Annotated in this window: 27 protein-coding genes and 1 pseudogene; 9 read left to right on the plus strand and 19 right to left on the minus strand. The window is 64.1% G+C overall.

Annotation, left to right across the window (positions count from 1 at the left end):
- Positions 1–9: 9 nt before the first annotated feature.
- Entirely contained in the window at positions 10–882 is an 873-nt protein-coding gene (locus AAE027_RS17715) for a bifunctional helix-turn-helix transcriptional regulator/GNAT family N-acetyltransferase (protein ID WP_091894945.1), read from the plus strand.
- 56 nt (positions 883–938) lie between these two features.
- Positions 939–1,325, plus strand: coding sequence for an ester cyclase (locus AAE027_RS17720; RefSeq protein ID WP_370986864.1), 387 nt, complete (start codon positions 939–941; stop codon positions 1,323–1,325).
- A 21-nt stretch (positions 1,326–1,346) separates the two neighbouring features.
- On the opposite strand, the gene AAE027_RS17725 is transcribed toward AAE027_RS17720, so the two are convergent.
- Positions 1,347–2,567 (minus strand): MFS transporter, encoded by a 1,221-nt coding sequence (locus AAE027_RS17725; RefSeq protein ID WP_370986863.1) that lies wholly within the window; start codon positions 2,565–2,567, stop codon positions 1,347–1,349.
- A 350-nt stretch (positions 2,568–2,917) separates the two neighbouring features.
- On the opposite strand from AAE027_RS17725, the gene AAE027_RS17730 reads away from it, so the two are divergent.
- Positions 2,918–3,376, plus strand: coding sequence for a cupin domain-containing protein (locus AAE027_RS17730; RefSeq protein WP_370986862.1), 459 nt, complete (start codon positions 2,918–2,920; stop codon positions 3,374–3,376).
- Positions 3,377–3,452: 76 nt separating this feature from the next.
- Here AAE027_RS17730 and AAE027_RS17735 read toward each other — a convergent pair whose 3' ends face one another.
- The 5 genes from AAE027_RS17735 to AAE027_RS17755 all read right to left on the minus strand — a co-directional run bounded on the left by AAE027_RS17735 (position 3,453) and on the right by AAE027_RS17755 (position 8,209).
- Positions 3,453–4,487 carry a D-alanine--D-alanine ligase family protein gene (locus AAE027_RS17735; RefSeq protein ID WP_176945956.1) on the minus strand — a complete coding sequence of 345 codons (1,035 nt, stop codon included), beginning with the start codon at positions 4,485–4,487 and terminating at the stop codon, positions 3,453–3,455.
- The gene (locus AAE027_RS17740; RefSeq protein WP_370986861.1) at positions 4,484–5,512 is read right to left on the minus strand and encodes a putative zinc-binding metallopeptidase; all 1,029 of its coding nucleotides are present in this window, start codon (positions 5,510–5,512) and stop codon (positions 4,484–4,486) included. The genes AAE027_RS17735 and AAE027_RS17740 overlap by 4 nt, the downstream gene beginning before the upstream one ends.
- Before the next feature lie 191 nt (positions 5,513–5,703).
- Positions 5,704–6,720 carry an alpha/beta hydrolase gene (locus tag AAE027_RS17745; RefSeq protein WP_370986860.1) on the minus strand — a complete coding sequence of 339 codons (1,017 nt, stop codon included), beginning with the start codon at positions 6,718–6,720 and terminating at the stop codon, positions 5,704–5,706.
- 233 nt (positions 6,721–6,953) lie between these two features.
- Positions 6,954–7,532: a DUF308 domain-containing protein gene (locus tag AAE027_RS17750; protein WP_370986859.1), complete on the minus strand. Its 579-nt coding sequence runs from the start codon at positions 7,530–7,532 to the stop codon at positions 6,954–6,956.
- Positions 7,533–7,624: 92 nt separating this feature from the next.
- Positions 7,625–8,209, minus strand: a complete 585-nt coding sequence (locus AAE027_RS17755) for a TetR/AcrR family transcriptional regulator (RefSeq protein WP_370986858.1) — start codon at positions 8,207–8,209, stop codon at positions 7,625–7,627.
- A gap of 76 nt (positions 8,210–8,285) precedes the next feature.
- Here AAE027_RS17755 and AAE027_RS17760 point away from each other — a divergent pair, with 76 nt between their 5' ends.
- Positions 8,286–8,783 carry a peptide deformylase gene (locus tag AAE027_RS17760; RefSeq protein WP_370986857.1) on the plus strand — a complete coding sequence of 166 codons (498 nt, stop codon included), beginning with the start codon at positions 8,286–8,288 and terminating at the stop codon, positions 8,781–8,783.
- 38 nt (positions 8,784–8,821) lie between these two features.
- Here the strand turns inward: AAE027_RS17760 and AAE027_RS17765 are convergent, their stop codons facing one another.
- The 8 genes from AAE027_RS17765 to guaA form a co-directional block, all read right to left on the minus strand.
- Entirely contained in the window at positions 8,822–9,184 is a 363-nt protein-coding gene (locus AAE027_RS17765; protein ID WP_091894923.1) for an ArsR/SmtB family transcription factor, read from the minus strand.
- Positions 9,184–9,846 (minus strand): SRPBCC family protein, encoded by a 663-nt coding sequence (locus AAE027_RS17770; RefSeq protein ID WP_370986856.1) that lies wholly within the window; start codon positions 9,844–9,846, stop codon positions 9,184–9,186. The genes AAE027_RS17765 and AAE027_RS17770 overlap by 1 nt, the downstream gene beginning before the upstream one ends.
- Before the next feature lie 129 nt (positions 9,847–9,975).
- The gene (locus AAE027_RS17775) at positions 9,976–10,857 is read right to left on the minus strand and encodes an AraC family transcriptional regulator (RefSeq protein ID WP_370986855.1); all 882 of its coding nucleotides are present in this window, start codon (positions 10,855–10,857) and stop codon (positions 9,976–9,978) included.
- 206 nt (positions 10,858–11,063) lie between these two features.
- Complete coding sequence (locus tag AAE027_RS17780; RefSeq protein ID WP_370986854.1) at positions 11,064–12,323, minus strand: serine hydrolase domain-containing protein; 1,260 nt, start codon at positions 12,321–12,323, stop codon at positions 11,064–11,066.
- 90 nt (positions 12,324–12,413) lie between these two features.
- Positions 12,414–12,851 carry a type II toxin-antitoxin system VapC family toxin gene (locus AAE027_RS17785; RefSeq protein ID WP_091895762.1) on the minus strand — a complete coding sequence of 146 codons (438 nt, stop codon included), beginning with the start codon at positions 12,849–12,851 and terminating at the stop codon, positions 12,414–12,416.
- Positions 12,852–12,854: 3 nt separating this feature from the next.
- Positions 12,855–13,097, minus strand: a complete 243-nt coding sequence (locus AAE027_RS17790; protein WP_370986853.1) for a type II toxin-antitoxin system Phd/YefM family antitoxin — start codon at positions 13,095–13,097, stop codon at positions 12,855–12,857.
- 49 nt (positions 13,098–13,146) lie between these two features.
- Entirely contained in the window at positions 13,147–13,794 is a 648-nt protein-coding gene (locus AAE027_RS17795; RefSeq protein WP_370986852.1) for an HNH endonuclease, read from the minus strand.
- A gap of 92 nt (positions 13,795–13,886) precedes the next feature.
- On the minus strand, positions 13,887–15,485 hold the full coding sequence (guaA, locus tag AAE027_RS17800) for a glutamine-hydrolyzing GMP synthase (RefSeq protein ID WP_370986851.1): 1,599 nt from the start codon (positions 15,483–15,485) through the stop codon (positions 13,887–13,889).
- 142 nt (positions 15,486–15,627) lie between these two features.
- Between guaA and AAE027_RS17805 the strand changes: the two genes are divergently transcribed.
- From AAE027_RS17805 to AAE027_RS17815, 3 genes are all read left to right on the plus strand, one after another.
- Positions 15,628–15,999 carry a nuclear transport factor 2 family protein gene (locus tag AAE027_RS17805; RefSeq protein WP_370986850.1) on the plus strand — a complete coding sequence of 124 codons (372 nt, stop codon included), beginning with the start codon at positions 15,628–15,630 and terminating at the stop codon, positions 15,997–15,999.
- Positions 16,000–16,391: 392 nt separating this feature from the next.
- Positions 16,392–16,724 (plus strand): DHCW motif cupin fold protein, encoded by a 333-nt coding sequence (locus AAE027_RS17810; protein WP_370986849.1) that lies wholly within the window; start codon positions 16,392–16,394, stop codon positions 16,722–16,724.
- 262 nt (positions 16,725–16,986) lie between these two features.
- On the plus strand, positions 16,987–17,196 hold the full coding sequence (locus AAE027_RS17815) for a cold-shock protein (RefSeq protein WP_008141931.1): 210 nt from the start codon (positions 16,987–16,989) through the stop codon (positions 17,194–17,196).
- Between the two features lie 233 nt (positions 17,197–17,429).
- On the opposite strand, the gene AAE027_RS17820 is transcribed toward AAE027_RS17815, so the two are convergent.
- Both AAE027_RS17820 and AAE027_RS17825 read right to left on the minus strand, forming a co-directional pair.
- Positions 17,430–18,728 (minus strand): RsmB/NOP family class I SAM-dependent RNA methyltransferase, encoded by a 1,299-nt coding sequence (locus AAE027_RS17820; RefSeq protein ID WP_370986848.1) that lies wholly within the window; start codon positions 18,726–18,728, stop codon positions 17,430–17,432.
- Positions 18,729–18,784: 56 nt separating this feature from the next.
- On the minus strand, positions 18,785–19,207 hold the full coding sequence (locus tag AAE027_RS17825) for an MAPEG family protein (RefSeq protein WP_370986847.1): 423 nt from the start codon (positions 19,205–19,207) through the stop codon (positions 18,785–18,787).
- Between the two features lie 155 nt (positions 19,208–19,362).
- Between AAE027_RS17825 and AAE027_RS17830 the strand changes: the two are divergent.
- Both AAE027_RS17830 and AAE027_RS17835 read left to right on the plus strand, forming a co-directional pair.
- Positions 19,363–19,976 (plus strand): annotated as a pseudogene (locus AAE027_RS17830) (acriflavin resistance protein).
- A 69-nt stretch (positions 19,977–20,045) separates the two neighbouring features.
- Entirely contained in the window at positions 20,046–20,888 is an 843-nt protein-coding gene (locus AAE027_RS17835) for a metallophosphoesterase family protein (protein ID WP_370986846.1), read from the plus strand.
- A gap of 15 nt (positions 20,889–20,903) precedes the next feature.
- Here AAE027_RS17835 and AAE027_RS17840 read toward each other — a convergent pair whose 3' ends face one another.
- From AAE027_RS17840 to guaB, 3 genes are all read right to left on the minus strand, one after another.
- A complete protein-coding gene (locus AAE027_RS17840) occupies positions 20,904–21,200 on the minus strand; it encodes a hypothetical protein (RefSeq protein ID WP_370986845.1) in 297 nt (98 codons plus the stop codon).
- Between the two features lie 153 nt (positions 21,201–21,353).
- Complete coding sequence (locus AAE027_RS17845; RefSeq protein WP_370986844.1) at positions 21,354–22,376, minus strand: NADP-dependent oxidoreductase; 1,023 nt, start codon at positions 22,374–22,376, stop codon at positions 21,354–21,356.
- A gap of 268 nt (positions 22,377–22,644) precedes the next feature.
- On the minus strand, positions 22,645–24,138 hold the full coding sequence (gene guaB, locus AAE027_RS17850) for an IMP dehydrogenase (RefSeq protein ID WP_128934348.1): 1,494 nt from the start codon (positions 24,136–24,138) through the stop codon (positions 22,645–22,647).
- Between the last annotated feature and the right edge of the window lie 121 nt (positions 24,139–24,259).

The following is a 24,259-nucleotide window of genomic DNA, read 5'->3' on the forward strand; positions in this document are numbered from 1 at the left end:
TCAGACATTATGCTCGACCCCGTCTCCCGCGTCCGCCGCTTCAACCGCGCCGTCACCTCTGCCGTCGGTGCGCTCGATACCTCGTTTCTGGGCCGTGGCCGGCCGCTCGGCGCGGCGCGGGTGCTCAACGCGATCGGGCACGGACGCTCGGACGTGGCGGAGATCCGCGACTATCTCGGCCTCGACTCCGGGCTGATGAGCCGGCTGCTCCGCAGCCTCGAGGACGAAGGGCTGATCGAGACCAACGCGCGTGAGGACGATGCGCGCCGGCGGATGGCAAAGCTCACGCGCGCGGGCCGGCGCGAGTTCGCGGCCTATGAGGCGCTGTCGAACGCGCAGGCCGACGGCATCCTGGCGCAACACTCGCAAGCCGAGGCGCTGCTGGCGGCGATGGACCTGATCGCCTCCGCGCTGACGCGCGAGCGAGTCACGCTGGACGAGATGGACCCGCAAAGCGCGGAGGCCCGCCATTGCCTCGGCGAGTACTATGCCGAGCTCGGGCGCCGCTTCAAGCAGGGGTTTGATGTCTCGCGCTCGCGCGATCCCGATGCCAAGGACATGCGCCGGCCGCGCGGCACCTTCATCGTTGCGATCTCGGACACGCTGCCGATCGGCTGCGTCGGATTGAAGGGCACCGATCACGGCTATGCCGAGATCAAGCGTCTGTGGGTGGCGCCCGCCGCGCGCGGGTTGCGGCTCGGCCGCCGCCTGATGGATGCGACCGAGGACGCTGCGCGCGAACTCGGCATCACGCTGCTGCGGCTCGACACCAACAGCGCGCTGCCCGAGGCCGGCCAGCTCTACCGCAGCACCGGCTGGCGTGAGATCCCGCGCTTCAACGACGATCCCTACCCCGACCTGTTCTTCGAAAAGCAACTGTGACGCCGCGAGGCGAATTCGCCTCTGCTGCGTTGTGCTTGCAGCATGGGAGCTTCCCGATGAACAGCGCCGATCTCGCCGAGACCTATCGCAGCTACATCGCCTGCCTGAACCGGCAGGACTGGCCGGCCCTCGGCCGGTTCGTGCATGACGAAGTCGTCCACAACGGCCGGCCGCTCGGGCTGTCCGGCTATCGCGCGATGCTGGAGCAGGATTTCCGCGAGATTCCGGATCTGCGCTTCAAGATCGCGCTGCTCACCTCAGATCCGCCCACCATCGCCTGCCGGCTGACATTCGACTGCACGCCGGCCGGAAAATTCCTGGGCTTCGACGTGAACGGCAAGCGCGTGTCCTTTTGCGAGCACGTCTTCTATGCGTTCCACGATGGACGGATCCGGCAGGTCTGGTCGCTGATCGACAAGACGGCGATCGAGGCGCAGCTCTGACGCTGCGCCTCGATCTGGAACTCATGCCGGCACCGGTGCCGCCTCGCCTTGCGGCTTTGCGAAGGGGCGGAACGTCATTGCCATCAGGAAGGCGCCGAGGCCCATCGCCCAGGAGGCGATATAGAGCCAGGCATAACTCGAGAACGCGTCGTAGATCAGGCCGCCTGCGAGCGGGCCGGTCGCCATGCCGAGGCTGCCGGCCATCGCGGAGCCGCCGATCACCGTGCCCATCATCTTGAGCGGAAAGTTCTCGCGAATGAGAACGGCATAGAGCGGCATGGTGCCGGCATAGATGAAGCCGAAGACGGCGCCGACCGCGTAGAACGTGGCGAGCTGATGCGCGAAGACATAGGCGAGTGCGCCGAATGCCTGGAGCAGGAGACCCGTGACCAGTACGCGCTTGGCACCGAAGCGGTCGCCGAGCACGCCGAAGGCGATGCGCCCGCCGAGGCCGGCAAAACCCTCGATGCTGTAGATCGTCACCGCCGCGACCAGCGGAATGCCGCAGCTCACCGCATAGCTGACGGTGTGGATGATGGGACCGGAATGAGTGGCGCAGCAGAAGAAGTTGGTGGCGAGCAGGATCAAGAATTGCGGCGAGCGCAGCGCCTCGCCCATCGACAACTCGCCCTGCGCTGCGCCCTCGCCCTTTGGTGCAGCGGCAGCATGCGCGAGCGCCGGCGGACGGCGCACCAGGAACGAGACCGGGATCATGATGGCGCCGACCACCAGCGCGACGATCTGCATGGAGGTACGCCAATCGTGGCCGGAGACGAGCCAGGCCGCGAACGGTGCCATCGTCATCGGCGCCATGCCCATGCCGGCCGAGACCAGCGACACGGCGAGGCTGCGTTGGGTCTCGAACCAGCCGGTCACGGTCGCCATCATCGGCGCGAAGATCGCCGCGCAGGCCGCCCCGACCAGGAGGCCGAACACGAACTGGAACACGATCAGCGAGGCCGCATGGCTCGCGGCGAACAGGCTCAGCGCCAGCACGGTCGATCCCGTCAGCACCACCGGCCGCGGCCCGAATCTGTCCGTGAGCGTGCCCCAAGCCATGCTGGTGAAGGCCATGGCCAGAAAGCCGATCGTCATCGCGCTGGAGATGCCGGTCACCGACCAGCCGGTGTCCTTCGCGATCGGCTGCAAGAATACCGGCAGCGAAAACATGCCGCCGATCGCGACGCAGCCAAGCAGGCCGCCGGCGGCGACGATCACCCAGCGGTAGGGGGATTGAGTCATTTTGGTCTCCCGTCAGATCTGTCTGGGTGGAAGACGAACGGGAACAGCGCCGGCCGACAGCGCAACGTCATTTTTGCCGCACGCTTTTGTGACCTGCCGATAAAATGTGCGAAAACAACCCCATGCACAGTAGCCGCCCCCTGCCGGATCAATGACTTACGGCCTTGCGACCGCGATTTGACGCGTCGGGCAAAAACACCGGCCCAATGGCATCATCCCGCAGATCCTGATCTCGTCCACTCTGATCGTGACCATCGGTCCGTCCGCTCTCCAGACGCGCGGCCGCGGCATGCGGCTGTGTCCGACGATGCGCCCAGCCATCTGCGCCGCGAATTGCAGGAAATCCATCCATGCCAAAGATCGACCTCGCCACAGTGCCGGCTCGCAAGGGCTCCGGCTATCCCGCGCCCTTCAGCGCCCCATGCGCCGACCGCATCCGGCAGCGGCTCGGCAATGCCGGAGGCCTCGAGGATTTCGGCGTCAACTTGATGCGCCCGCCGCCGGGCAGCTGGTCGAGCCAGCGGCACTGGCATTCGCACGAGGACGAGTTCGTCTACATCCTTGAAGGCGAAGTGACGCTGATTGAGGACGACAGCGAAACTGTGTTGCGCGCAGGCGACTGCGCGGCTTTCCCAAAGGCAAGCGGCAACGGCCATCACATGATCAACAGGTCGAGCACGACGGCCGTCTATCTCGAAGTCGGCTCGCGCTCACAAGCCGACCTCATCACCTGCTCCGACATCGACATGATGAGCCCGGCATCCGACGGCCGGTTCGTGCACAAGGACGGCACGCCGTATCCGGACTAGGTGGGCTCGTGAGCCCGCGCAGCGTGCCATCCGGGTCGGGAGATGCAACGACATGCTGCCCGTCTCGCGTTGCCTCTCAGCCTACGGATACGCCCGCCTTTGCCCGGCTAATTCCGAGAGCCAGAATGCGATGCAGCAGGTCCGGGTAGTCAAGTCCGTCATGCCGAGCCGCTGTAGCGAACTCTTGGCTCTTTGCGATCTCGGGATTGGGGTTCGCCTCGATGAAATACGGCGTGCCATCGGCCGTGAGGCGAAAATCGATGCGCGCGTATCCATCGAGCCCAAGCGCCCGGTAGATGCGCTTTGCGGCTCGCTGAATGCGAGCGGTGACTTCGGGTGCGAGGTCCGTCGCCGGTCCGTCGACTATCCCGACACGCTCCTGATAATCGGTATCGTGCTTGGCTTTTTCGGTGGCGATATGCCGTGACCTGCGCCCGCCCATGCTGCCGAACTTTAGCTCCCAAATGGGCAGAACTCGCAGCCGATTATTGCCGAGCACGCCGACATAAAGCTCCCGCCCCTCGATAAACTGCTCGGCGATGGCGGCGGTTTCGCTCCGGTCGTGGATGAACGCGACCCGCTCTGCGAGCTTCTCGTCCGTATCGACGATGGATGCCTGCGAGATGCCGAAGGATCCATCCAGGTTCAGGCTCTTGACGATCAGCGGCAGCGCGAGATGTGCAGGTCGCTTGACCTTGCGGCGCATCGGGAAGACGGCGAAGGCCGGAACCGCGATCCGGCGATGATGCACCAGCGTCTTAGACAGGTCCTTGCCGCGCGCCAGGATCAGACCACGCGGGTTGCAGCCCGTATACGGGACCTTCATCAGCTCGAGATAGCTCGCGATGTGCTGGTCATAGGCAACGTTATAGTGGAACTCCTCCAGCAACGTGAAGGCCACGTGCGGCTTGAAGCTCTCGATCTCGTCGCGCACCGGCCTGATTTCCTCCTGCGCGCCGAGGGGGCGAACCTCATGGCCGGCCGCCCGTAAGGTGCTCACCACATCATATTCTGTTTTCCATTCGTTGATCTGTTGCGCGGTGTATCCGTCGGTCGAGTCCGGTGGCATGAAGTCCGGATGCATGAGCACCAGAATGCGAAGTCGTCTCATAGTGCGATCCATTTGCGGCGCGATGGGCCGAACAGCGCGTGCATGGTCTTGGCGGTCACGAGGACGGTGAAGTCGAGGACGAGCTTCTGCTCCGGTCCGACGGCACGCAGATCGAGCTCGCGGCAGCGGGAGATCATGTCGTCAAGCACGGCATCAAGCGTGAGCTGGTTCTCGCCCGTCCACCGCGCGACCAATTGCCTGATTTGGGCGCGGTGTCGCCTGATCAAGACCGAAGCCGGTTTTCCACGTTTATGCCGTGAGTCGGCGGAAAAGAGCCTGGAGAGGTCGCGGTCGTAGGTCTTCGGCGGCGTGAAGGCGTAGAACGCCTGCTTCTTCCTGTAATGGTCTTCGAGTGTTTGGCTGAGCCGGCGCAGCGGGTCGACACGCTCTCGCGTGGTGATCAGCGGTCGCTTTCCCGCAATCTCGCCCATCAGCTCGTCGACATATTCGAGTTTCTTCAGCGCTGGCCAACCGGCATATCGCGTCCGCCAGTTCGAACGCGGCCGCAGCCACACTGCAAAAGTTTCGGCGAAGTCTTCGTCGGGATGGCTCTGCGCGTACCAGAGGCGCAGATGCTGGACATAGCGCCGGCTGGCCGGATTGGGCCGGTAGTAGCGCGGGTAGTGTTTCGATGACGGGCCGAACAGCTGCTGCCAGCGCCGGCGGCGCTGCAATTGGTAGCCGTGCTGCATGGCATGGCCCGCCTCGTGACGGAGGATGGCCATGCACTCGCCCCAAGTTCCACCCTCGACATCGAACATCATCTTCTTCTCGAGCTTCATCAAGCGGGGATGGGCGAGATAAAATGGGATGGCAATGCCGGGAACACCTGCCGGACTAAACCATTCGCTCGAGATCCATGTATGTGGCCGCAGCCGGATGCCCCGCTCTTCGAGCTCTTCGTGGAGAGTGCTGACACAATCCTCGAGCCAAGTGCCTTCGACCGCAACCTTCAGGCTGCTGAGCCGTTGCTTGAGCAACTGATCATCCGACAGCCGTTCCCAACGATATTTCCGGCGTGGCATAGCGGATCTGGAAGTCCTAACAACCCGGTAGCTAGATGATGTCATAGGATGCTGCCGACAACAACTCGACCCTTCGCAACGTGCCGTTGTTCAGCGGCCCGCATCGGCTTCGGGTCATCGGCCGCCGTTAACGTCCAGGCGGGACGACTTCCGGTTTGGGCTCGGAAGCCCAACGCTTGTGAGTACATGCCCTAGTTGGCGAGGCCCTGCTTTCCGATCCAATCGTTGACCAGCCTGGCGATGTCGTCGGAGTTGCGGTCCATCATCATCATGTGGGTATTGCCCTTGATCCCCATCTTGGGCAGCTCGAACGTATCGACCTTGCCGCCGGCCGCCGCGATCGCCTGCCCCCATTTCGTCGGATTGACTACGAGCTTCGACCACACCGGGATCTTGTCCAGGAAATCGCCCCACACGATCAGATGCGGCACGCCCTTGAGTTTTGCGGCATCGGCCTTGGCGGGATCAGGCGCGCCTGACGGTTCGACGGCGATCAGCGCCTTGACTTTGTCGGGCGCATTGAGCGCGGCAGTAAAGCCGAAATTGCCGCCCTGGCTGTGCACCAGGATGATGCACGGGCACACTTTCTGCACCAGCGCGTCATAGGCTTTCTGCGTGGCAGCGTCGTTCGTGGCCCAGCGTGGAATGCCCTGCTTGGCGAACTGGTCGAACGCCTCGATCGGGAACTGCTCGCCCTCGAACGCCTCGCGCTTGCCGCCGACCTCGTAGCTCGGTCCGATCCGGAACAGCTCCCACGCTTCCTTCTTGGGCCGGAAGAACGGCTCGCTCTTGAAGATTTCAGGATAGCGCGCCCAGGAAGCGCGGCCGCGCTCGACCGCATCCGAGACGTAGACGTCATAACCGGCATTGAGGAAGAACTGCTGCCAGCCCGGCTTGCCGTCGGGCTTGGTCTCCCAGGTCACGCCGGAGAGGCCGCCGCCGTGCCAGAGCAGCAGCGGGAGTTTCGACTTCGGCTGCGCGAGCTTGACGAACTGGACGTACATCTGCTCGACCTCGAACTCGCCGTTCGGATCGACCTTGATCGGCGGCGCGCCGGGCGAGAACACGATCTCCTTCGAGGCAAGCCCGTTCAGCGTCTCGGTGCGCCCACCGATGTGGAAGCTGCCGACCTCCTTGACGAGATAGTCGGCCGCGGCCGGCGTTGCTGATGCGATGGCTGTTGCCAGGGCGATCAGGGTCCTGCGCATGAGGTGCTTCCTCCGTTCTCGATGTTTCTTGTTGGCAGCATTGTTATGCGAAGCGCCGATGCAGGGCAAATTCGACCGTGCCAACAAAACTCGAAAATCCCCATGCGCAGTAGCCGCTCCTGCGTTCTCAAGGATCTACCTCGAAGTCGGCTCGCGCTCGCAAGACGACCTCATCACCTGCTCCGACATCAACATGATGAGCCCGGCATCCGACGGTCGCTTCCTGCGTAGCTTCACATGGCAGCGCTGCGGCGCCACGTGCTGACGGTGAGCCAGACCGCGGAGACCAGGAAGTAGAACGCGCCGACCGCAGCATAGCCCGCGACGTTCGCGATCGACGGCACTGCAGGCATCGAGGCCTGGAAGATGAAGAAGCCGCCCGCAAGAGCCGACTGGCCACCGCTGAGCACCATGGCCCACTGCGCGCCGAAACGCTTCCAGCGCCGCACGGCCGTGCCGAGCTGAAGCAATCCCGACAGGATCGCCCAGGCCCCGAAGACTCCGAGCACCCAATTCATGCTCACCCGCAAGGCCAGGATGACCGCGATGGTGGTGGCCAGGCTGACCAGCACGTTCAGGACCTGCGTGCGGTTTTGGGCCAACCCGCCGCTGCAGAGCGCGTCGAGATAATTGGCCGCGGCGTCCCATGCCGGATAAGCGACGAGCAACGTCGCGGTGATCACCGCAGACGATGGCGCGATCGCAAAGGCTGCAATGACCCAGGCAACGGAAAACGCCGCGCGCAGGAAATAATAGTGCTTCAGCCATTGCGCATCGTCGGCCGTATCCAAAACCATCTCACGATCACTCATTGTCTGCTCCTTACCTACTAGTTGGTAGATTAGCTCGTGAAGCCGAATCGCCGCGCCGCCGCGATGCTTTGCAGCCTGTATCGACCTCGTCGTCAGTGCCTGGTGGAAAGCCGGTCCAGCAGTGGCCGGGTAATGGTCCCAAACATCTTGGGATCGCCATAGGCGCGCGCCGACAGCATCGCGCCGTGAACGGTCGCCATGAATCCTTCCGCCTCGACCCGCGCGGTGCTGGAGAGCTGAAGCCGCCCCTGCCGTTTGCCGCGCTCCAACACCGCTGTCAGCCATGAGGCCAGCGCGCGGAAATGAGCCCGGACCTCGACTGCCACGTCCTCGGGCAGGATCGGAAGCTCGCTGGCAAGGAGCGCACACACGCAGAAGGGCGCCGTCGCATCCTTGATGCACGCTTCCCAATACGCGACATAGCTTTTGAGCTGCTCGCCGGGGTCTGGAATGTTGCGTTCGAGCGCCGACAGCCCCGCCTGGGCCTCCTCGCGATAGCGCGATACGAGGGTGCGGACCAGATCGACCTTGCTGGCGAAATGGTGGTGGATGCTCGGCTTGCGGATGCCGACGATTTCGGCGACGTCGGCGTAACTGAAGCCGTTGTAGCCGCCTGCAATGATCAGCGTATGTGCGCAGGCGAGAATGTCGTCGGCCGTGGATGAAGTATTGCTCATGTCGGCTATCTACCTTCCAGTTGGTAGACAATCAAGAAGGGGGTGCTTCAATGATCCGTGAGTGGTAGGAGCCTGCATGACCATCCGCTCGATCATCCGCTATCCCGACCGCCGGCTCGCGAGCCCTGCCCGCCCCGTGACCGTCTTCGACGACGGCTTGCGCGAACTCGCGCAGGACTTGCTCGACACGATGCGCGCCGCGCCCGGCATCGGCATCACGGCGCCGCATATCGGCGTGCCCCTGCGGGTGGTGGTGCTCGAGCTCGACTCGAAAGACGGCCCGCAGACCTATGTCAATCCGGAGATCACATGGGCCTCGCCCGAGATGATCCTGCACCGGGAGGGCAGCGTCTCGATGCCTGGAGTCAACGACGAGGTGCAGCGCCATGCACGCGTGCGGATCAGCTATCAGGATCTCGCGGGCAACATGCAGACCGAAGAGTCGGATGGCTTGCGCGCGGTGTGTCACCAGCACGAGATCGACCAACTCGACGGGATGTTCTGGATCCAGCGGCTGTCGCGGCTGAAGCGGGAGCGGCTGGTGAAGCGGTTCGAGAAGATATCGCGAGAGTGACCGTGATGTGATGGCGGCTTCCGCCCATCGCCACGTCCTCAAGCCCTCTTCCCGCTCCGCTTGGTCATTGGCGCGTTACGACGCTCGCGTTTGCCGCGCGCGATCTCGGTTGCCAGCGCGTCCAGCTTCGGCTCCCAGAAATTCCTGAACTGGCCGATCCACGCATCCACCGCGCGAAGCCCTGCCACATCGACCGAATAGAGGCGTCTTTGCGCCTCCGCCCGAACGCTTGCAAAGCCGCTCTCTCGCAGCACTTTGAGGTGCTGCGAGACCGCCGCCTGCGTGATTCCGAATTCGGCCCCGATCACGTCGACGACCTCGCCGGACGCCATTTCCTGAAGCGCCAGCAGCTCGAGAATGCGACGGCGCACGGGATCGGCGAGGACCTCAAAGACGTGCATCAGCTTCCCGTGCCCGGATGCGCGATGTCGGGCGGCATCTCGCCGCGATAGAACGCGATGGTGCGGTCCGAGCGCTCCTTTGCCGCAGCCGGATCGACCCCGCTTGCGACATGCGCCGCGCGCCAATGCTCGCCGCTTGTCGTCATGAATTCCTTGCCCTCAGGCGAGCCCATCCATGCCTCGGCCGTCTCATGGTCGACCGATGCCCCGGTCGCAACATAGCGCTCAAGTCCCGCAAGAGCGAGATCCCAACCGATACCCACCGCACCCGGGCCGAACTGATTCCAATGATCCTCGATGATCGCAGTGTGCTCGAGCGTCAAACGCGCCTGACTTCGTTCCGCTGCCAGCTTGACATCGATCCAGCTTACCGTGCCTGCAAATTCCCACGTCGCTGCGAAATGGGTCGGCGGCGTGCACGCCGTGATGGTGCCGCCCGCATTGCCCCTAAGTTGGTACCTTCCCCCGAGCTGGAGATCGCCCTCGACCGGCAGGAACCAGCGCGGAATGCGTTCGCTGCTGGTCACGGCGTCCCAGAGATCGTCGACGCTGGTGTCGTAAAGACGCGTGAGAGTCACCGCGCTCGCCGGTTTTCCGTCTTTCTCAAAATTGCGCACTGAACGCGTGACAAGCCCCAAGACCCTGGCGACGTCGATCTCCATTGCGTTCCTCCCTGTTGCTTTGCGCGACAAGGAATATCGATCCGCACTAATATAAGTCAAGCCTTATATTATCGCGTAGATTGCGGCCTGCCCGCTTCTTGCGACCGGACAGGCCGCCGCCAGCAGACCCTATTTCAGCGGCAGGAATAGTTCCGCGACCGTCTCATGCTCCGGCACCTCCGGGAAGAAGCTCAGCCGTTGGCAATAGATCGGGAAGTCGCGCGCTTCCTCGCCGCTGGCCGGGAGCCAGTCGCGATAGAGATAGAGCGCGGCGGGCTCGAGATTGTCGGAGTAGCCGACGACGCGCAGCACGGCGCAGCGTCCGCCGGGGATCTCGCCGGTTTTGATCTCCTCGCCATTGGCCTCGATCGGCTGATCGGTGCCGACACAAAGGTCGATGCTGTAGTCGGAAGGCGAGGCAGGCCGGCGCTCGGAACGCCAGACATTGAAGGTCGGATTCGTCTTGGGGTGCAGGCCCGCTGCCTTGCGCCAGGCGATGAAGCGCTGGATGGTGGCAGGAAGCGTCGCCGGGTCGCCCCGGTGCTCCATGATCGCCACCTTGGTGGCGGGCACATCGCGGATCGTCACGTCGTCATTGGTAAAAGTCGTCTGCATGAGCTTGCTCCTCGCATTGTCGAGAGGCCCGAAGGCCGCAAGCCACGGCTCCCAGTCGGGAGATTTCCGGAATGACGACGGCGATTGCCCGAACCGTTGCCGAAAGGCGCGGGCGAAGGCATCCGGTGCGTCGTAACCGGCATCCATCGCGATGTCAGTGACATCAAGGGCGTCCATGTAGGCCAGCTGATGCGAAGCGCGCTTCATGCGGGCCAGCTGGACATAGCGATGCACGGATAACCCGAAGGTCGCCGTGAACTGCCGGTGGAAATGAAATTTCGAGAAGGCCGCAACACCGCTTAGGGTTACCAGGTCCAGATCGTCGTCGAGATGCCGGTCGATATGGTCCAGCACCCGTCGCATCCGGTCCTGATAGTTTTGCAGCGCCGCCTTCATCGTCCCTCCTCCGTGGCGGCTCCATCTAGTCGCGTACCGCCGTGGCGTGCTCGACCGATCTTGCGGTTTGGCAAAGATCCGCAGCCCGAATGGAGCGCAGCGCAATCCGGGATTCTTGCCACAGAGGCAGCTGCGCGATGCGGCTGGCCAGTCCCGGATTGCGCCTTCGCTCCATCCGGGCTACGAGGACCGGCGTCCCGACGTACCTACCCGCCCGCCATCAGCGCCTTCGCCAGCGCCATGTAGGCCGGCAGCGTCACGGGGTCGTTGGCGGCGTTGCCCGCCATCGGATGCGAGGCGTAGCGCGCGATCACCATCTCGGCCCTGGGATCGATGTAGATGCCCTGACCATAGACGCCGCGCGCCATGTAGGCGCCGTGGACATTGTGCGTGACCCACCATTGGTTGCGGTAAGAAGCGCCCGGCAGCGTGGCGTAGCCGGCCGGCTTGAATTTATCAGGATCGCCGCCGCGCACGATGTCCTCGATGACGGACGAGGGCACGATCTGGCGGCCGTTGAAGCGGCCGTGATTGCGCATGGTCTCGCCGAAGCGGGCGAGATCGCGCAAGCTGGTGGAGAGACCGCCACCGCCGCTCTCGGTGCCGATGCGGTCGACGTGATAATGCGCGTCCTCCTCCGCACCCATCGGCTGCCAGATGCGCTCGGAGAGGAGATCGGACAGCGTCATGCCGCTGGCGCGCCTGATGATCCAGGCCAGCACGTCGGTGTTGACGGTCTTGTACGCAAACGCCTTGCCGTGCTCGCCGTGCTTCTTCTGCGCAATGAGGAAATCGAAGATCGTGGTCGGGCCTTCATAACCGGGCGGGATCGGCGCCATGCCGTTGGCGCGCCGCAGCCCCCACACATCCGAATTCTTGTCGGTATAGACCTCGGTGTAGGCGAGCCCCGTGGTCATATCCATGACCTCGTGCACGCGCGCGTCGCCAAACGCGCTTGCCTTCAGCTCTGGCACATATTCCGTGACGGGCGCCTGCGGATCGATCCTGCCCTCGCTGACCAGCATGCCCGCGAGCACGCCGGTGAACGACTTCGTCACCGACATCGCGATATGCGGCTTGTGCGGCTTCAACGCGCCAAAGTAGCGCTCATAGATCAGCTTGCCCCGATGCAGCACCGCGATGCCGTCGGTGTAGGTCTCCTCCAGCATTTTTGCGAACGTCATGGGCCGGCCGTCCATCGTGGTCGAGCCGACCGCGCCGATGTCATGATCCTCCCGCGGCAGCGCCGACGCCGGCCCCGCCCCGCGCCAGACGTTCACGGTGGGCACCAGCTGGCGAATGTTGCTCCAGGCCCAGCGCAGCTCGGGGAAGCTGCGGAACGAGCCATCCTGGAAGGTGATGGTGCGCTCGGGCGCCGGCGGGAAACCGCGCATCCAGCCGAGGGCTTCGGGGTCGGTGGAGGTGGAGGATGCGGGTGGTTGGACGGCGTTGGGCGGGACAGACATCAACACTGGCTCCAAAGAGGCGATGCGGATGTGGTAGCATGGGCGAGCATGAGGCACATCCGACGCAAGCGCTGGGCACCTGCGCAACGATCAGGACGGCGGCAAATCACTGAAGGGATCGAGCACGGGCACGCCGAGCGGCTCGAAATGCCTGACGTTGCGGGACAGGATCGTCAGCGCGTGCTGGCGCGCCGTCGCAGCAATGATGATATCGGCAAATCCGGGCGCATGACCTTGCCCGCGAGCCCGGTCCGATAGTGCTCCCGCAAGCCGCGCGGCCGCCGTGTCGAACGCCAGTATTCGGTCGCCGTAGAGATGCAGCACGGTATCAAGCCACTGGGCCAAGTCCTTGCTCCTGCGCGCGGCTTTCTCGCGTCGCAGCTTGGCAATTCCGTCCTCGATCTCTGCAATTGTCACGACGGACAAGAATATGGAGGCGGATTGCGCGTCCATCCATTCAACAAGCGCCTGGGGCGTCGGCCGGTTCGGCGAGACCGCGGATATGACGTTCGTATCAATGAGGTACACGTCTCAAAAATCGGTCTTACGGAGCTTGGACCGATTGCGCGCCGGCAAATCGCCCGCTCTCACAGGAATCGCCATCAGCAGACGCCCGAAGCTCGGCACCTGCGACAGCCGCCTCCACTCCTCGTAGCTCAGGACCACTGCCTGTTTCTTCCCATGGCGCGTGATCACGGCAGGCTTGCCGTCGATAGCTTCATCGACGACTGCGGAAAGATTGGCCTTCGCATCACGAAGCTGAATTTCGCGCATGGGCTCACCCTTATGACTACAGTAGTCATAAAGGTAAACCAACCAAATTTCAAGACGGCTTGACCGTATCCGCCTTAGAGCGCTTTCCAGTCCGGCGCCTGCTCCGTTGCCTGAGTGGACGATCACTGACAAAGCGAAGATAATAAACAGCAAGCCCTACTGTCGTCGCAGGCGTCAAACGCGACGAGATCGACGCATAGTTCGACTGGGGCCAATGCAGGCCACGCCGACCTTCCGACCAAAGCTTGTAGTCTTCGGACTCCAGCACCCGCTCCAGATCGGGCACCATCACGCCTTCAACTCTGAATGCCTTCATCGCATCCAGTATTTTGGCATCTTCTCTTCTGGACCAATTCTGGGCCCTTGCCCACTCGTAGAATATTTCAGGGATGTTTGTATTCGGCATCCGATCGTGACATTCGCGGCACAGTAAGAACAGGTTTGAGGCGTCGTCGCTGCCTCCAAGTGCGCGCCCGACAATGTGACAGCGCTGGAGAGGGATACGGTCCCAGCACCGGAGAATTTCGTCCCAACCCGCGTCAGATCGTTTGATGTCGTATTTTGGGCCGTAATAGAATCCGCACGCCCAACAGCCGGGTTCACCCCAGTCAATCCATCGCACCAAGCCTACGATGCGATCTTTCCAGAACTCAAATATCTCGCTTCTTAATGGAAGACTGTCGACGTACCGGCCCATGGCAAATCTCCGTCAGCCGCCAACCTCCCCGGTTGATAGGACAATGGATCAGGATTGCGGCTTTGGACGGACGAAACCTTTGGGGTAGCCCCCTACTCCCACTCAATCGTCCCAGGCGGCTTGCTGGTCACATCATACACCACCCGGTTCACGCCCTTCACCTCGTTGATGATGCGCGTGGCGGTCTCGCCCAGGAACTTCATGTCGAACTGGTAGAAGTCCGCGGTCATGCCGTCGGTGGAGGTCACGGCGCGCAGGCCCACGACGTAGTCGTAGGTGCGGCCGTCGCCCATGACGCCGACGGTTTTCACGGGGAGCAGCACCGCGAAGGCCTGCCAGATCTCATCGTAGAGGCCTGCTTTCCGGATCTGGTCGATGTAGACGGCGTCCGCTTTCCGCAGGATGTCGAGCTTGTCGCGGGTGATCTCGCCGGGGCAGCGGATGGCGAGGCCCGGGCCAGGGAACGGGTGGCGGCCGACGAAAATTTCGGGGAGGCCCAGCTCGCGGCCGAGCTTGCGCACCTCGTCCTTGAACAGCTCGCGCAGGGGCTCGACGAGCTTCATGTTCATGCGCTCAGGGAGCCCGCCGACATTGTGGTGCGACTTGATCGTCACCGAGGGGCCGCCGGTGAAGGAGACGCTCTCGATCACGTCGGGATAGAGCGTGCCTTGCGCCAGGAAGTCGGCGCCGCCGATCTTCTTCGCTTCAGCTTCGAACACCTCGATGAAGAGGCGGCCGATGGTCTTGCGCTTCACTTCCGGATCGGTGACGCCTTCGAGCTCGCCCAGGAATTGCTTGGAGGCATCCACGTGCACGAGCGGGATGTTGTAGTGGTGGCGGAACAGGTCGACTACGGTCTTGGCTTCGTCGAGGCGCAGCAGGCCATGATCGACGAAGACGCAGGTGAGCTGGTCGCCGATCGCCTCGTGAATCAGCACGGCCGCGACGGCGGAATCGACGCCGCCGGAAAGGCCGCAGATCACCTTGCGACTGCCGACCTGCTGGCGGATTTTTTGGATCTCCTCCTCGCGGAAGGCGCGCATGGTCCAGTCGCCGGTGAGGCCGGCGATCTTGCGCACGAAATTGCGGATCAGCTTGGCGCCGTCGGGCGTGTGCACCACTTCGGGGTGGAACATCAGGCCGTAATATTTGCGCGTCTCGTCCTGGATGACCGCGAAGGGCGCGTTCGGCGAGGTGCCGGCGACGGAGAAGCCCGGCGGCATCTTGGTGATGCGGTCGCCATGGCTCATCCAAACCTGGTGCTTGCCGCCTGATGACCAGACGCCCTCGAACAGCTGGCTCTTGGCCTTGACCTCGACATCGGCGCGGCCGAATTCGCGGTGATGGCCGCCCTCGACCTCGCCGCCGAGCTGCGCCGCCATGGTCATCTGACCATAGCAGATGCCCATCACCGGCACGCCGGAATCGAAGATCGCTTGCGGGGCGCGGGGCGAGCCGGCCTCATGCACCGATTCCGGGCCGCCGGAGAGGATCACCGCCTTCGGTTTCATCTCGTCGAAGGCAGCTTCGGCCTTGTTGAACGGGACGATCTCGCAATAGACGCCGTCCTCGCGCACGCGACGCGCGATCAGCTGCGTCACCTGGCTGCCGAAGTCGACGATGAGAATCTTGTCGTGCGCCGAGGCCACCGAGGGCGTCGACGCGGAGCGGTCGTTTTGTGCTGCTGTCATGGCCAGCAGATACGCGACCGCGCGCCGGCCCGCAACCGCGCGGCCGCGCGCCCCCACATTCTTCTTTGGACATGGACAAAGCGATATAGGTAAGTAATATTGACCTATTGTCCTCAATCAAGGGCTGATCAGGGAGAACGCCATGTCACAGCATCACCAGCCATCATCGCTTGCCGCGCTCGGCCGCACCTGGGTCGAGGCCTGGAACGCGCGCGACCTCGAACGCGTGCTCAGACTCTATGACGAGGACGCCGTGATGACCTCGGACCGCATCCCCGTGATGGGGTTCGATGCCAGCGGCACCGTGCGCGGCAAGGACGCGCTTCGCGCCTATTGGGGCAAGGCGCTCGGGCTGCTGCCGGAGCTGCATTTCTCGCTGATCGATGTGTTCGTCAGCCCCGATAGTGTCGTGGTGTTCTACGCGAACGAACGTGGGAAGAAGATCTGCGAGTATCTGCGGGTGAATGCGGCGGGGCTGATCGTGCAGGGGTCGGCCAATCATCTGGTGCAGTGACGCCCCACCCAGCGCCGTCATTCCCCGCGACCCGGCTACGCCAAGGCTTCGCCGGGGTTGAGGTCCAGGGGCGCCGAAGCTTTAGCGAAGGCGGCAAGCGGGGAATCCAGTACGCCGCGGCTTCTCCGCACCACCGCACGGCCTCTGGATACTGGATCGCCCGCCTTCGCGGGCGATGACAGCGAGATTGAGGCGCGAGCGTTCCCCAAACTCGTCATTGCGAGGAGCTCGCGACAAAATTGCAAAGCAATTTTGCGCTGATGCGACGAAGCAATCCAGACTGCTGCCGCGGATGCATTTCTGGATTGCTTCGCTGCGCTCGCAATGACGGAGACTGGGGCGACAGCGTGCGCTAACAGACCCTCGCCGGCCCAGAGAGAGGATCCGAAACCATGAAACTCCCGACCTCCCCCTTTACCGTCACCGACTGGAGCCAGGTCGAGCCCACCACGCATCCCGGCGAGACCGGCCAAGCGCTCTGGCGCACGCTCAACATCGGCGATCTTCGGGTGCGGATGGTGGAGTACTCGCCGGGCTATCTCGCCGATCATTGGTGCGATCGCGGTCACGTGCTCTACGTGCTGAAGGGCGAGCTCGACACCGAGCTGCACGACGGGCGCAAATTCAAGCTAACGGCCGGGATGAGCTACCAGGTCTCGGATTTCGGCGACGCCGCGCATCGGTCCTCGACGGCGGTGGGCGCGACACTCTTCATCGTCGACTGAGACGCGCGAGTGCGGTGAACTTGCACCGCAAAATAGCAAACCCGCGCGGTATCCCGAAGCGCGGGTGGTGCCTTGAAGAAGCCCCAAATCCTCGCTATATTGTGATCATCGATACTTGGCCGAACGACTGGGCCGCTTCGCTTCGTTGCTGACGGGCGCGCACGCTTCAGATGAATTCTCCAAACATCGACTCATCAGGACTATGGGCGCAATGCTGCGTACCGGTCTGCGTGCGTATCCTCTCTAACTAAAGGAAATTCCCATGGCTATGGGCACCGTGAAGTGGTTCAACACCCAAAAGGGTTATGGTTTCATCCAGCCGGATGACGGCCAGAAGGACGTGTTCGTGCACATCAGCGCCGTCGAGCGCGCTGGCCTCTCCTCCCTCAACGAGGGCCAGAAGGTCTCGTTCGACATCGTCGCCGATCGTCGCAGCGGCAAGTCCTCGGCTGACAATCTCCGCGTCGGCTAAACGCCAGCGCACCAGCGCTTCTGACCACGGACGTACCGGCAGAAGCGCTACGAATACAGGCCCCGCGACCGGATTCGGTTCGCGGGGCTTTCGTTTTGGGGTGGAACTGTGCCGCGTCAGCCGCGGTGCGGTAGGGTGGACAAAGCGAAGCGTGCCCACCGTTGGCAGCGACAATTGCGGGAAAATGGTGGGCACGGCGCGCGAAGGGCGCGCCTTTGCCCACCCTACGAGAGCTACGCCTTCCGCAGCACCGACACGAAGAAACCGTCCGTTCCGGTCCGCCGCGGTGTCATCAGCCAGCCTTCATCTGACTGCAGCGCGGCCTCGCCAAAAGCCTCCGCCTTGTCCCAGAGCACGCTCGCGGTCTGCCCCGGCGGCACCACCGCAAACTCGGGATGGCGGGCGACGAACGCCCTCACCTGCTCGCCGTTCTCCTCCGACAGCACCGAACAGGTGATGTAGGCGATGCGGCCGCCCGGCTTCACCAGCGGAACCGCGCGCTCCAGCACCTCGGCCTGGTCGCGCAGGCGGATCTCCAGTGCGCCCGGCCGCATGCGCCATTTGGCGTCGGGGTTGCGGCGCCAGGTGCCGGTTCCCGTGCATGGCGCGTCGATCACGACCAAATCAGCCGACGCACGGATGTCGGCAAGCGGATCGGCCTCGCCCTTGGGCGTGCGGACATCGGCATTGTGGACGCCGGCGCGCGACAGCCGCTCGTGGATCGGGGCGAGCTGGCGCTTGTCGCGGTCGGTGGCGATCAGCCGGCCCTTGCCCTGCATCAGGGCGGCGAGCGCCAGCGTCTTGCCGCCGGCGCCGGCGCAGAGGTCGATCACCTGCTCGCCAGGTTTTGCCGCGGCGAATTGGGCTGCAAGCTGCGATCCCTCATCCTGCACTTCAATGGCGCCCTTGATGAAATCCTCCTCGGCCTGGATGCCGGGATTGCGCGCATCGGCCGAAAGCTCGATGCGCAAGCCCGTTGCAGACCAAGGCGTCGGTTTCGCATGAAGATGAGCGAGCGCACGCAGCACCTTGTCCCGATTGGATTTTAGCGTGTTGACGCGCAGGTCGAGCGGGGCCCGGCTCGCCATCGCCGCGGCCTCGGCCGCGCGGTCCTCGCCGAACACTTTTGCAAAGTGCGGATCGAGCCAGTCCGGATAGTCGCCGGCGACTGCGGCCGGCGCACCACTCAGCGACCGCGAGGCGAGCGCGGCCTGCTCGGCCTCCGTCAGCGGCGCGGGTGCAAACCGGCTGCCATCGAACAGCGCCTCCATGGTGGCCGTGTCCATGTTGCGCTCGAGGCGCAGCATGCCGATCAGCCGCGCCCGCGCGGTATCGGCATCCATCAGGAACGCGCTCGAGGCATAGCGGCGCAGCACGTCCCAGACGAGGCCGGCGATGGCGGCGCGGTCGCCGGAACCGGCGAAGCGGTGCGCGGTGCCCCACTCTTTCAGCGCCTTGGCCGCGGGCACGCGGTCTCTCTCGATGGTGTCGATCAGTTCAATGGCTGCGGACAGCCGGGCAGCGGGCGTCATTTCAAATCTTTCAGATGAGAATCTTCTGTTTTGCGCATGATGCGCCAACGCAAGCGTCAGATCAGCAGGAGCAGCTTCAGCGCGAAGTAGGCCCACATCGCCAGCAGCACCAGCGCACTGGCGAGCCAGACCGTCGAGCGCCGGCCGAGATCGTTCGAGGAGACGAACACGCCGGCATGGGCAAAGCGCGTCACCACGAACACCCAGGACATCAGCACGATGAAGAGATCGGCCCGGCGCAGCGGCAATGCCAGCGCGATCAGGACGTAGAACAGCACCGGCAGTTCGAACTGGTTGCGGTAGCAATTGGCGATTTGTGTGGCGCCCTTGGGCCAGTTCGGCTCGCCCAGGGCGATGTCGCGGATCTGGGTCTCGCCCGAGACCAGCGTCTTGCGGCGCGCCACCACCATGCCGATCAAGAGCGCGAAGGTGAGAGCGACCTGCACGAAGACCGGCAGCAGGACCATTTGAACGGACATCGGAACTTTCCCGGGAGGCGAATTGCCGCCGATCGTCATTAGCCGCGTCTGTTGGCGCTGACAATGAACGACTTGAACCGGCGTTCCCGCTCTCGCGACCAAATGCCGATAGTTAAAGCGATTTCGGCCCCCAGGGGCTGAGGCGAGAGACCGCCATGAATATCCTGTCCAGTCTCTTCACTGAGTCCGCCGACGGCCGGCACGGAATTCTGATGTCGGCGTTGGCCGGCATTGCTGCTGCGCTTGCGGTGCGCTGGCGATGACGGTCTATTTCCGCCTGAGCTACCGGACCTGGCGCGACGTCGTCAGGCACGGCCTTGCGGCGCTCGCCGCGATCGTCCTGTTCGCCTTTGCCGCCTACGACATGCGCCACGCCGCCCTCGCCTATCTCGGCCTCAACCCGTCCAAGCCGGCGGTCGAGTTCGAGATCCGCATGCCCAGGGAGATGCTGGCGGCGGTCACCGACGGCCAGATCGAGCTGCACACCGACCGCAACCAGACGCTGGCGCTGGTCGATGGCGTGCGCGACCTCTTGGACGGGCGCGCACTGCTGCGTGGCGCGGTGGCGCTCAACCACCGTACCGCCGACCGCGTGCTGGTGGTGAGCCTGCCTGGAAAAGGCACGTTCGAATTCCGCCTCCGCCTGCCCGCCGAGCCGCATCGCTCCGAGCAGTTCGGCCCCTGGCACCTCGCCGACCGCATCGCCTCGCCGCTGGCCGGCCCCGTCGCCCCGCAGGACGGCTACACGATCCGCTATCGTGTGCTTTAAACTTTGTTCGTTGCGACGCATGCCCGCGCCGTCATCGTTCCGACGCGCGACGACGGGTATCATGGTCGCATGTCCGAATTTCGCCTCACGCAGATTTCCGACACCCATCTCGGCCGGCGTTTTCCCGGCCTGATCGCCAACTTCCAGCGCGTCAGCGAGCACATCGACGCCAACCGGCCCGATCTCGTCGTCAATACCGGCGATGTCTCGTTCGACGGCCCGACCCGCCGCGACGATGTCGCATTCGCCAAAAGCCTGCACGACGCCCTGCCCGTCGTCTGCCGCTACCTCCCCGGCAATCACGACATCGGCGATAATCCGACCATGATCGGACCGGCGCCGAAGCCGCCGGTCAGCGAGCCACACCGCCGGCAATTTTGCGACATCATTGGCGAGGACCATTGGGCGTTCGAAGCCGCGGGCTGGCGCTTCATCGGCCTCAATTCCCTTGTCATGAATTCAGGGCTCGCCTTCGAGGCCGAGCAATTCGACTGGCTGGCACGGCAGCTCGCGCGTACCGCCGGGAAGCCGGTCGCGCTGTTCCTGCACAAGCCAGTGTTTCTCAACCTGCCCGACGATGCCGAGACACCGGAGACCGCGATCCGCTACGTGCCGCAGCCGGCCCGGGCGCGATTGATCGAGATGTTTGCGCATGTTGATCTGCGCCTCATCGCCAGCGGCCATGTGCATCAGCGGCGCGACTTCACCTATCGCCACACCCGCCATGTCTGGGCGCCGTCCACCGGCTTCGTCATCAACGACGCGCGCCAGGACCGGATTGCGATCAAGGAAGTCGGGCTCGTCGAGTACCGTTTCCAGCCTGACAGCCTCGAGGTTCACCACGTCAGGGCCGCGGGCCAGATCGATGTCGATATCGAGGAGATCCTCGCCCAGATGGGCGGCGAGCACTAGCGCGAACTTGGCGGTTCAGGCGACGCTCTTGAGGTCCTGCTGGATCGCGGCCAGCAGGGATTGCAGCGCCGCACTGTTTACCGGCTTGGTCTCGGCGATCGCGGGCTGGACCATGGTTGGCTGCGCAGCCTTGACCGGACGCTTCGGGAATGGCGGCGGTGGCGGCGGCATCGCGGGACGAACGACATCGTTCTCCTCGTCAACATGCACGAACTTGCCATGGATGACGTCGTCGCGCCGGCCCATGACGAACATCGCCACCCAATAGCCGGCCGCCAGCACGATGACGCAGAAAACACTGATCTCTAACATCGCAACACCTAAAATATGCGCGATGATTCAATGCCTTCGCCTTGGGGTCAATGAACCGGCGGTCACACCTGCGGGTTTTACGAACAGGTGTGGCCGATCGGTGACTCTTTCTTAACCATTTCCTTCCGCCCCCTCGGGGCCGGAAGCGGCGGCTCAGGCCTTATCCGGCCCCACCCGCACCAGCTGCTTGCCGAAATTGGCGCCCTTCAGGAGCCCCATGAAGGCGCCGGGCGCGCTCTCCAGGCCCTCGGTGACGAACTCCTTGTATTTCACCTTGCCCTCGCGGACCCAGGCCGACATGTCGCGCAGGAAGTCGCCGTGGCGGGCGGCGAAGTCGGAGACGATGAAGCCGCGGAAGGTCAGCCGTTTGGTCAGGGTCGCACGCATCATGCTGGCCGCCCATTTCGGCGGCTTGGCCTCGGTGTCGTTGTAGTGCGCGATCAGGCCGCACACCGGCACGCGCGCGAACGGATTGAGCAGTGGGAACACCGCCTCGAACACCGCGCCGCCGACATTCTCGAAATAGACGTCGATGCCCTTCGGGCAGGCGTCCTTCAGCTTGGCCGCGAAATCGGGGTTGCGGTGATCGATGCAGGCATCGAAGCCGAGGTCCTTGACCACGTAATCGCACTTGTCCTTGCCGCCGGCGATCCCGACCGCGCGGGCGCCCTTGATCTTGGCGATCTGGCCGACGGCCGAGCCGACCGCACCGGAGGCACCGGCGACGACGACGGTCTCGCCGGCTTGCGGCTTGCCGATGTCGAGCAGGCCCGTGTACGCCGTCATGCCGGGCATGCCGAGCACGCCGATCGAAGTCGAGATCGGACCGAGCTTGGGATCGACCTTGATCAGGCCCTTGCCGCTGGAGATCGCGTGGGTCTGCCAACCGGAGCGGATGCGCACGATGTCGCCTACCGCGAAATCAGGATTGTTGGAGGCCGCGACCTCGCTGACCGCCTCGCCTTCCATCACGCCGCCGATCGGCACCGGTGCGGCATAGGATGGCCCCTCGCTCATGCGCCCGCGCATATAGGGATCGAGCGACAGCCAGATCGTGCGCAGCAGGACCTCGCCTGCCGCAGGCGTCGGAACGGCGAATTCCTCCAGGCGAAAATCGGACGGCTTGGGCTCGCCGACGGGACGCGCGGCGAGAACGATGCGTTTGCCTTGGGACATGGCTTCCTCCACTTTTCTGTCATTGCGAGCGAAGCGAAGCAATCCAGTTGCGTCAACACAAAAGCTCTGGATTGCTTCGCTTGCAATGACGAGCTTGCGGCAGGTGCGAACCACAAACACGCTGTCATCGCCCGCCCTGTGCGCAGTTGCGCACTGGGGCGGGCGATCCAGTACTCCGAGACGGTTGTGACTGAGTGGAAGGGCCGCGGCGTACTGGATGCCCCGCCTTCGCGGGGCATGACGCCGTCATTTTGGTACGAGCGAGCGACTAACCCCCGCCCGGATAGTTCGGGCTCTCGCGCGTGATGGTGACGTCGTGGACGTGACTTTCGCGCAGGCCTGCTCCGGTGATGCGGACGAACTGGGCCTTCTGGTGCAGATCCTTCATGTCACGCGCACCGACATAGCCCATCGCGGCGCGCAAGCCGCCGGCGAGCTGGTGCATGACGTTGCCGACCGGGCCCTTGTACGGCACCTGGCCCTCGATGCCCTCAGGCACGAGCTTGAGCGCGTCCTTGATGTCCTGCTGGAAGTAGCGATCGGCCGAGCCGCGGGCCATCGCGCCGACCGAGCCCATGCCGCGATAGGCCTTGTAGGAGCGGCCCTGCCACAAAAACACTTCGCCCGGCGTCTCGTCGGTGCCGGCCAGCAGCGAGCCGACCATGGCGATGTCGGCGCCGGCGGCTAGCGCCTTGGCGAGATCGCCGGAGAACTTGATGCCGCCGTCGGCGATGACGGGAATGTCGGACTTCTTCGCAGCTTCCACCGCATCCATGATCGCGGTGAGCTGCGGCACGCCGACGCCGGCGACGATGCGGGTGGTGCAGATCGAGCCCGGGCCGATGCCGACCTTGATGCAATCCGCACCCGCGTCGATCAGTGCCTGCGCGCCTTCGGTGGTGGCAACGTTGCCGGCAACGACTTGCACGGAATTGGAGAGACGCTTGATGCGGTTCACGGCGTGCAGCACGTGGCGGGAATGGCCGTGTGCGGTATCGACGACGACGAGGTCGACACCGGCATCGATCAGCCGCTCGGTGCGCTCGAAGCCGGTGTCGCCGACGGTGGTGGCGGCAGCGACGCGCAGGCGGCCCTGCGCATCCTTGCAGGCGAGCGGATGGGCGACCGCCTTCTCCATGTCCTTCACGGTGATGAGGCCGACGCAGCGATATTGCTCGTCGACCACGAGCAGCTTCTCGATGCGATGCTGGTGCAGCATCCGCCGCGCCTCGTCCTGGCTGACGTTCTCGCGCACCGTGACGAGATTTTCGTGCGTCATCAGCTCGGAGATTTTCTGCTGCCGGTTCGTCGCAAACCGCACGTCACGGTTGGTGAGAATGCCGACCAGCTTGCCGGGCGTGGACTTGCCGGCGCCGGTGACGACGGGAATGCCGGAGATGCCGTGATCGCTCATCAGCTTCAGCGCGTCATCGAGCGTCGCCTCGGGGCTGATCGTGAGCGGGTTCACCACCATGCCCGATTCGTAGCGCTTGACCTGCCGCACCTGGGCGGCCTGCCCTTCGGGATCGAAATTGCGGTGGATGACGCCGAGGCCGCCGGCCTGCGCCATGGCGATCGCCATGCGCGCCTCGGTGACAGTGTCCATGGCGGAGGCCATGATCGGGATGTTGAGCGGAATGGCGCGGGTGACGCGGGACCGGATGTCGACCTCGCCCGGCATGACCTCGGACAGGCCCGGCTTCAGCAGCACGTCGTCGAACGTGAAGGCTTCGCGAATGCCTTGAAGTTGCACCGTGGCCATCTGCCAACTCCTTCCTGCGGCCCTGCCGCAAATGCTTATGGATGAGCGCCGCCCTCGGCGTACCTTGCGGCAACGCCGGAGAATCGGAGCCCATCGGTGGGGTTGACGCGGGTCGATAGCA

It is taken from the genome of Bradyrhizobium sp. DN3, from assembly GCF_041357655.1.
Lineage (GTDB): Bacteria > Pseudomonadota > Alphaproteobacteria > Rhizobiales > Xanthobacteraceae > Bradyrhizobium.

Bases quoted from the DNA above. Each gene is read 5' to 3' on its own strand.
- guaA (WP_370986851.1), bottom strand. From the start codon at position 15,485: ATGACAGCAGCACAAAACGACCGCTCCGCGTCGACGCCCTCGGTGGCC.
- AAE027_RS17730 (WP_370986862.1), top strand. From the start codon at position 2,918: ATGCCAAAGATCGACCTCGCCACAGTGCCGGCTCGCAAGGGCTCCGGC.
- AAE027_RS17835 (WP_370986846.1), top strand. From the start codon at position 20,046: ATGTCCGAATTTCGCCTCACGCAGATTTCCGACACCCATCTCGGCCGG.
- AAE027_RS17720 (WP_370986864.1), top strand. From the start codon at position 939: ATGAACAGCGCCGATCTCGCCGAGACCTATCGCAGCTACATCGCCTGC.
- AAE027_RS17805 (WP_370986850.1), top strand. From the start codon at position 15,628: ATGTCACAGCATCACCAGCCATCATCGCTTGCCGCGCTCGGCCGCACC.
- AAE027_RS17725 (WP_370986863.1), bottom strand. From the start codon at position 2,567: ATGACTCAATCCCCCTACCGCTGGGTGATCGTCGCCGCCGGCGGCCTG.
- AAE027_RS17810 (WP_370986849.1), top strand. From the start codon at position 16,392: ATGAAACTCCCGACCTCCCCCTTTACCGTCACCGACTGGAGCCAGGTC.
- AAE027_RS17825 (WP_370986847.1), bottom strand. From the start codon at position 19,207: ATGTCCGTTCAAATGGTCCTGCTGCCGGTCTTCGTGCAGGTCGCTCTC.
- AAE027_RS17760 (WP_370986857.1), top strand. From the start codon at position 8,286: ATGACCATCCGCTCGATCATCCGCTATCCCGACCGCCGGCTCGCGAGC.
- AAE027_RS17735 (WP_176945956.1), bottom strand. From the start codon at position 4,487: ATGAGACGACTTCGCATTCTGGTGCTCATGCATCCGGACTTCATGCCA.
- AAE027_RS17780 (WP_370986854.1), bottom strand. From the start codon at position 12,323: ATGTCTGTCCCGCCCAACGCCGTCCAACCACCCGCATCCTCCACCTCC.
- AAE027_RS17790 (WP_370986853.1), bottom strand. From the start codon at position 13,097: ATGCGCGAAATTCAGCTTCGTGATGCGAAGGCCAATCTTTCCGCAGTC.
- AAE027_RS17815 (WP_008141931.1), top strand. From the start codon at position 16,987: ATGGCTATGGGCACCGTGAAGTGGTTCAACACCCAAAAGGGTTATGGT.
- AAE027_RS17745 (WP_370986860.1), bottom strand. From the start codon at position 6,720: ATGCGCAGGACCCTGATCGCCCTGGCAACAGCCATCGCATCAGCAACG.
- AAE027_RS17840 (WP_370986845.1), bottom strand. From the start codon at position 21,200: ATGTTAGAGATCAGTGTTTTCTGCGTCATCGTGCTGGCGGCCGGCTAT.
- AAE027_RS17770 (WP_370986856.1), bottom strand. From the start codon at position 9,846: ATGGAGATCGACGTCGCCAGGGTCTTGGGGCTTGTCACGCGTTCAGTG.
- AAE027_RS17755 (WP_370986858.1), bottom strand. From the start codon at position 8,209: ATGAGCAATACTTCATCCACGGCCGACGACATTCTCGCCTGCGCACAT.
- AAE027_RS17775 (WP_370986855.1), bottom strand. From the start codon at position 10,857: ATGAAGGCGGCGCTGCAAAACTATCAGGACCGGATGCGACGGGTGCTG.
- guaB (WP_128934348.1), bottom strand. From the start codon at position 24,138: ATGGCCACGGTGCAACTTCAAGGCATTCGCGAAGCCTTCACGTTCGAC.
- AAE027_RS17765 (WP_091894923.1), bottom strand. From the start codon at position 9,184: ATGCACGTCTTTGAGGTCCTCGCCGATCCCGTGCGCCGTCGCATTCTC.
- AAE027_RS17740 (WP_370986861.1), bottom strand. From the start codon at position 5,512: ATGCCACGCCGGAAATATCGTTGGGAACGGCTGTCGGATGATCAGTTG.
- AAE027_RS17845 (WP_370986844.1), bottom strand. From the start codon at position 22,376: ATGTCCCAAGGCAAACGCATCGTTCTCGCCGCGCGTCCCGTCGGCGAG.
- AAE027_RS17750 (WP_370986859.1), bottom strand. From the start codon at position 7,532: ATGAGTGATCGTGAGATGGTTTTGGATACGGCCGACGATGCGCAATGG.
- AAE027_RS17820 (WP_370986848.1), bottom strand. From the start codon at position 18,728: ATGACGCCCGCTGCCCGGCTGTCCGCAGCCATTGAACTGATCGACACC.
- AAE027_RS17795 (WP_370986852.1), bottom strand. From the start codon at position 13,794: ATGGGCCGGTACGTCGACAGTCTTCCATTAAGAAGCGAGATATTTGAG.
- AAE027_RS17715 (WP_091894945.1), top strand. From the start codon at position 10: ATGCTCGACCCCGTCTCCCGCGTCCGCCGCTTCAACCGCGCCGTCACC.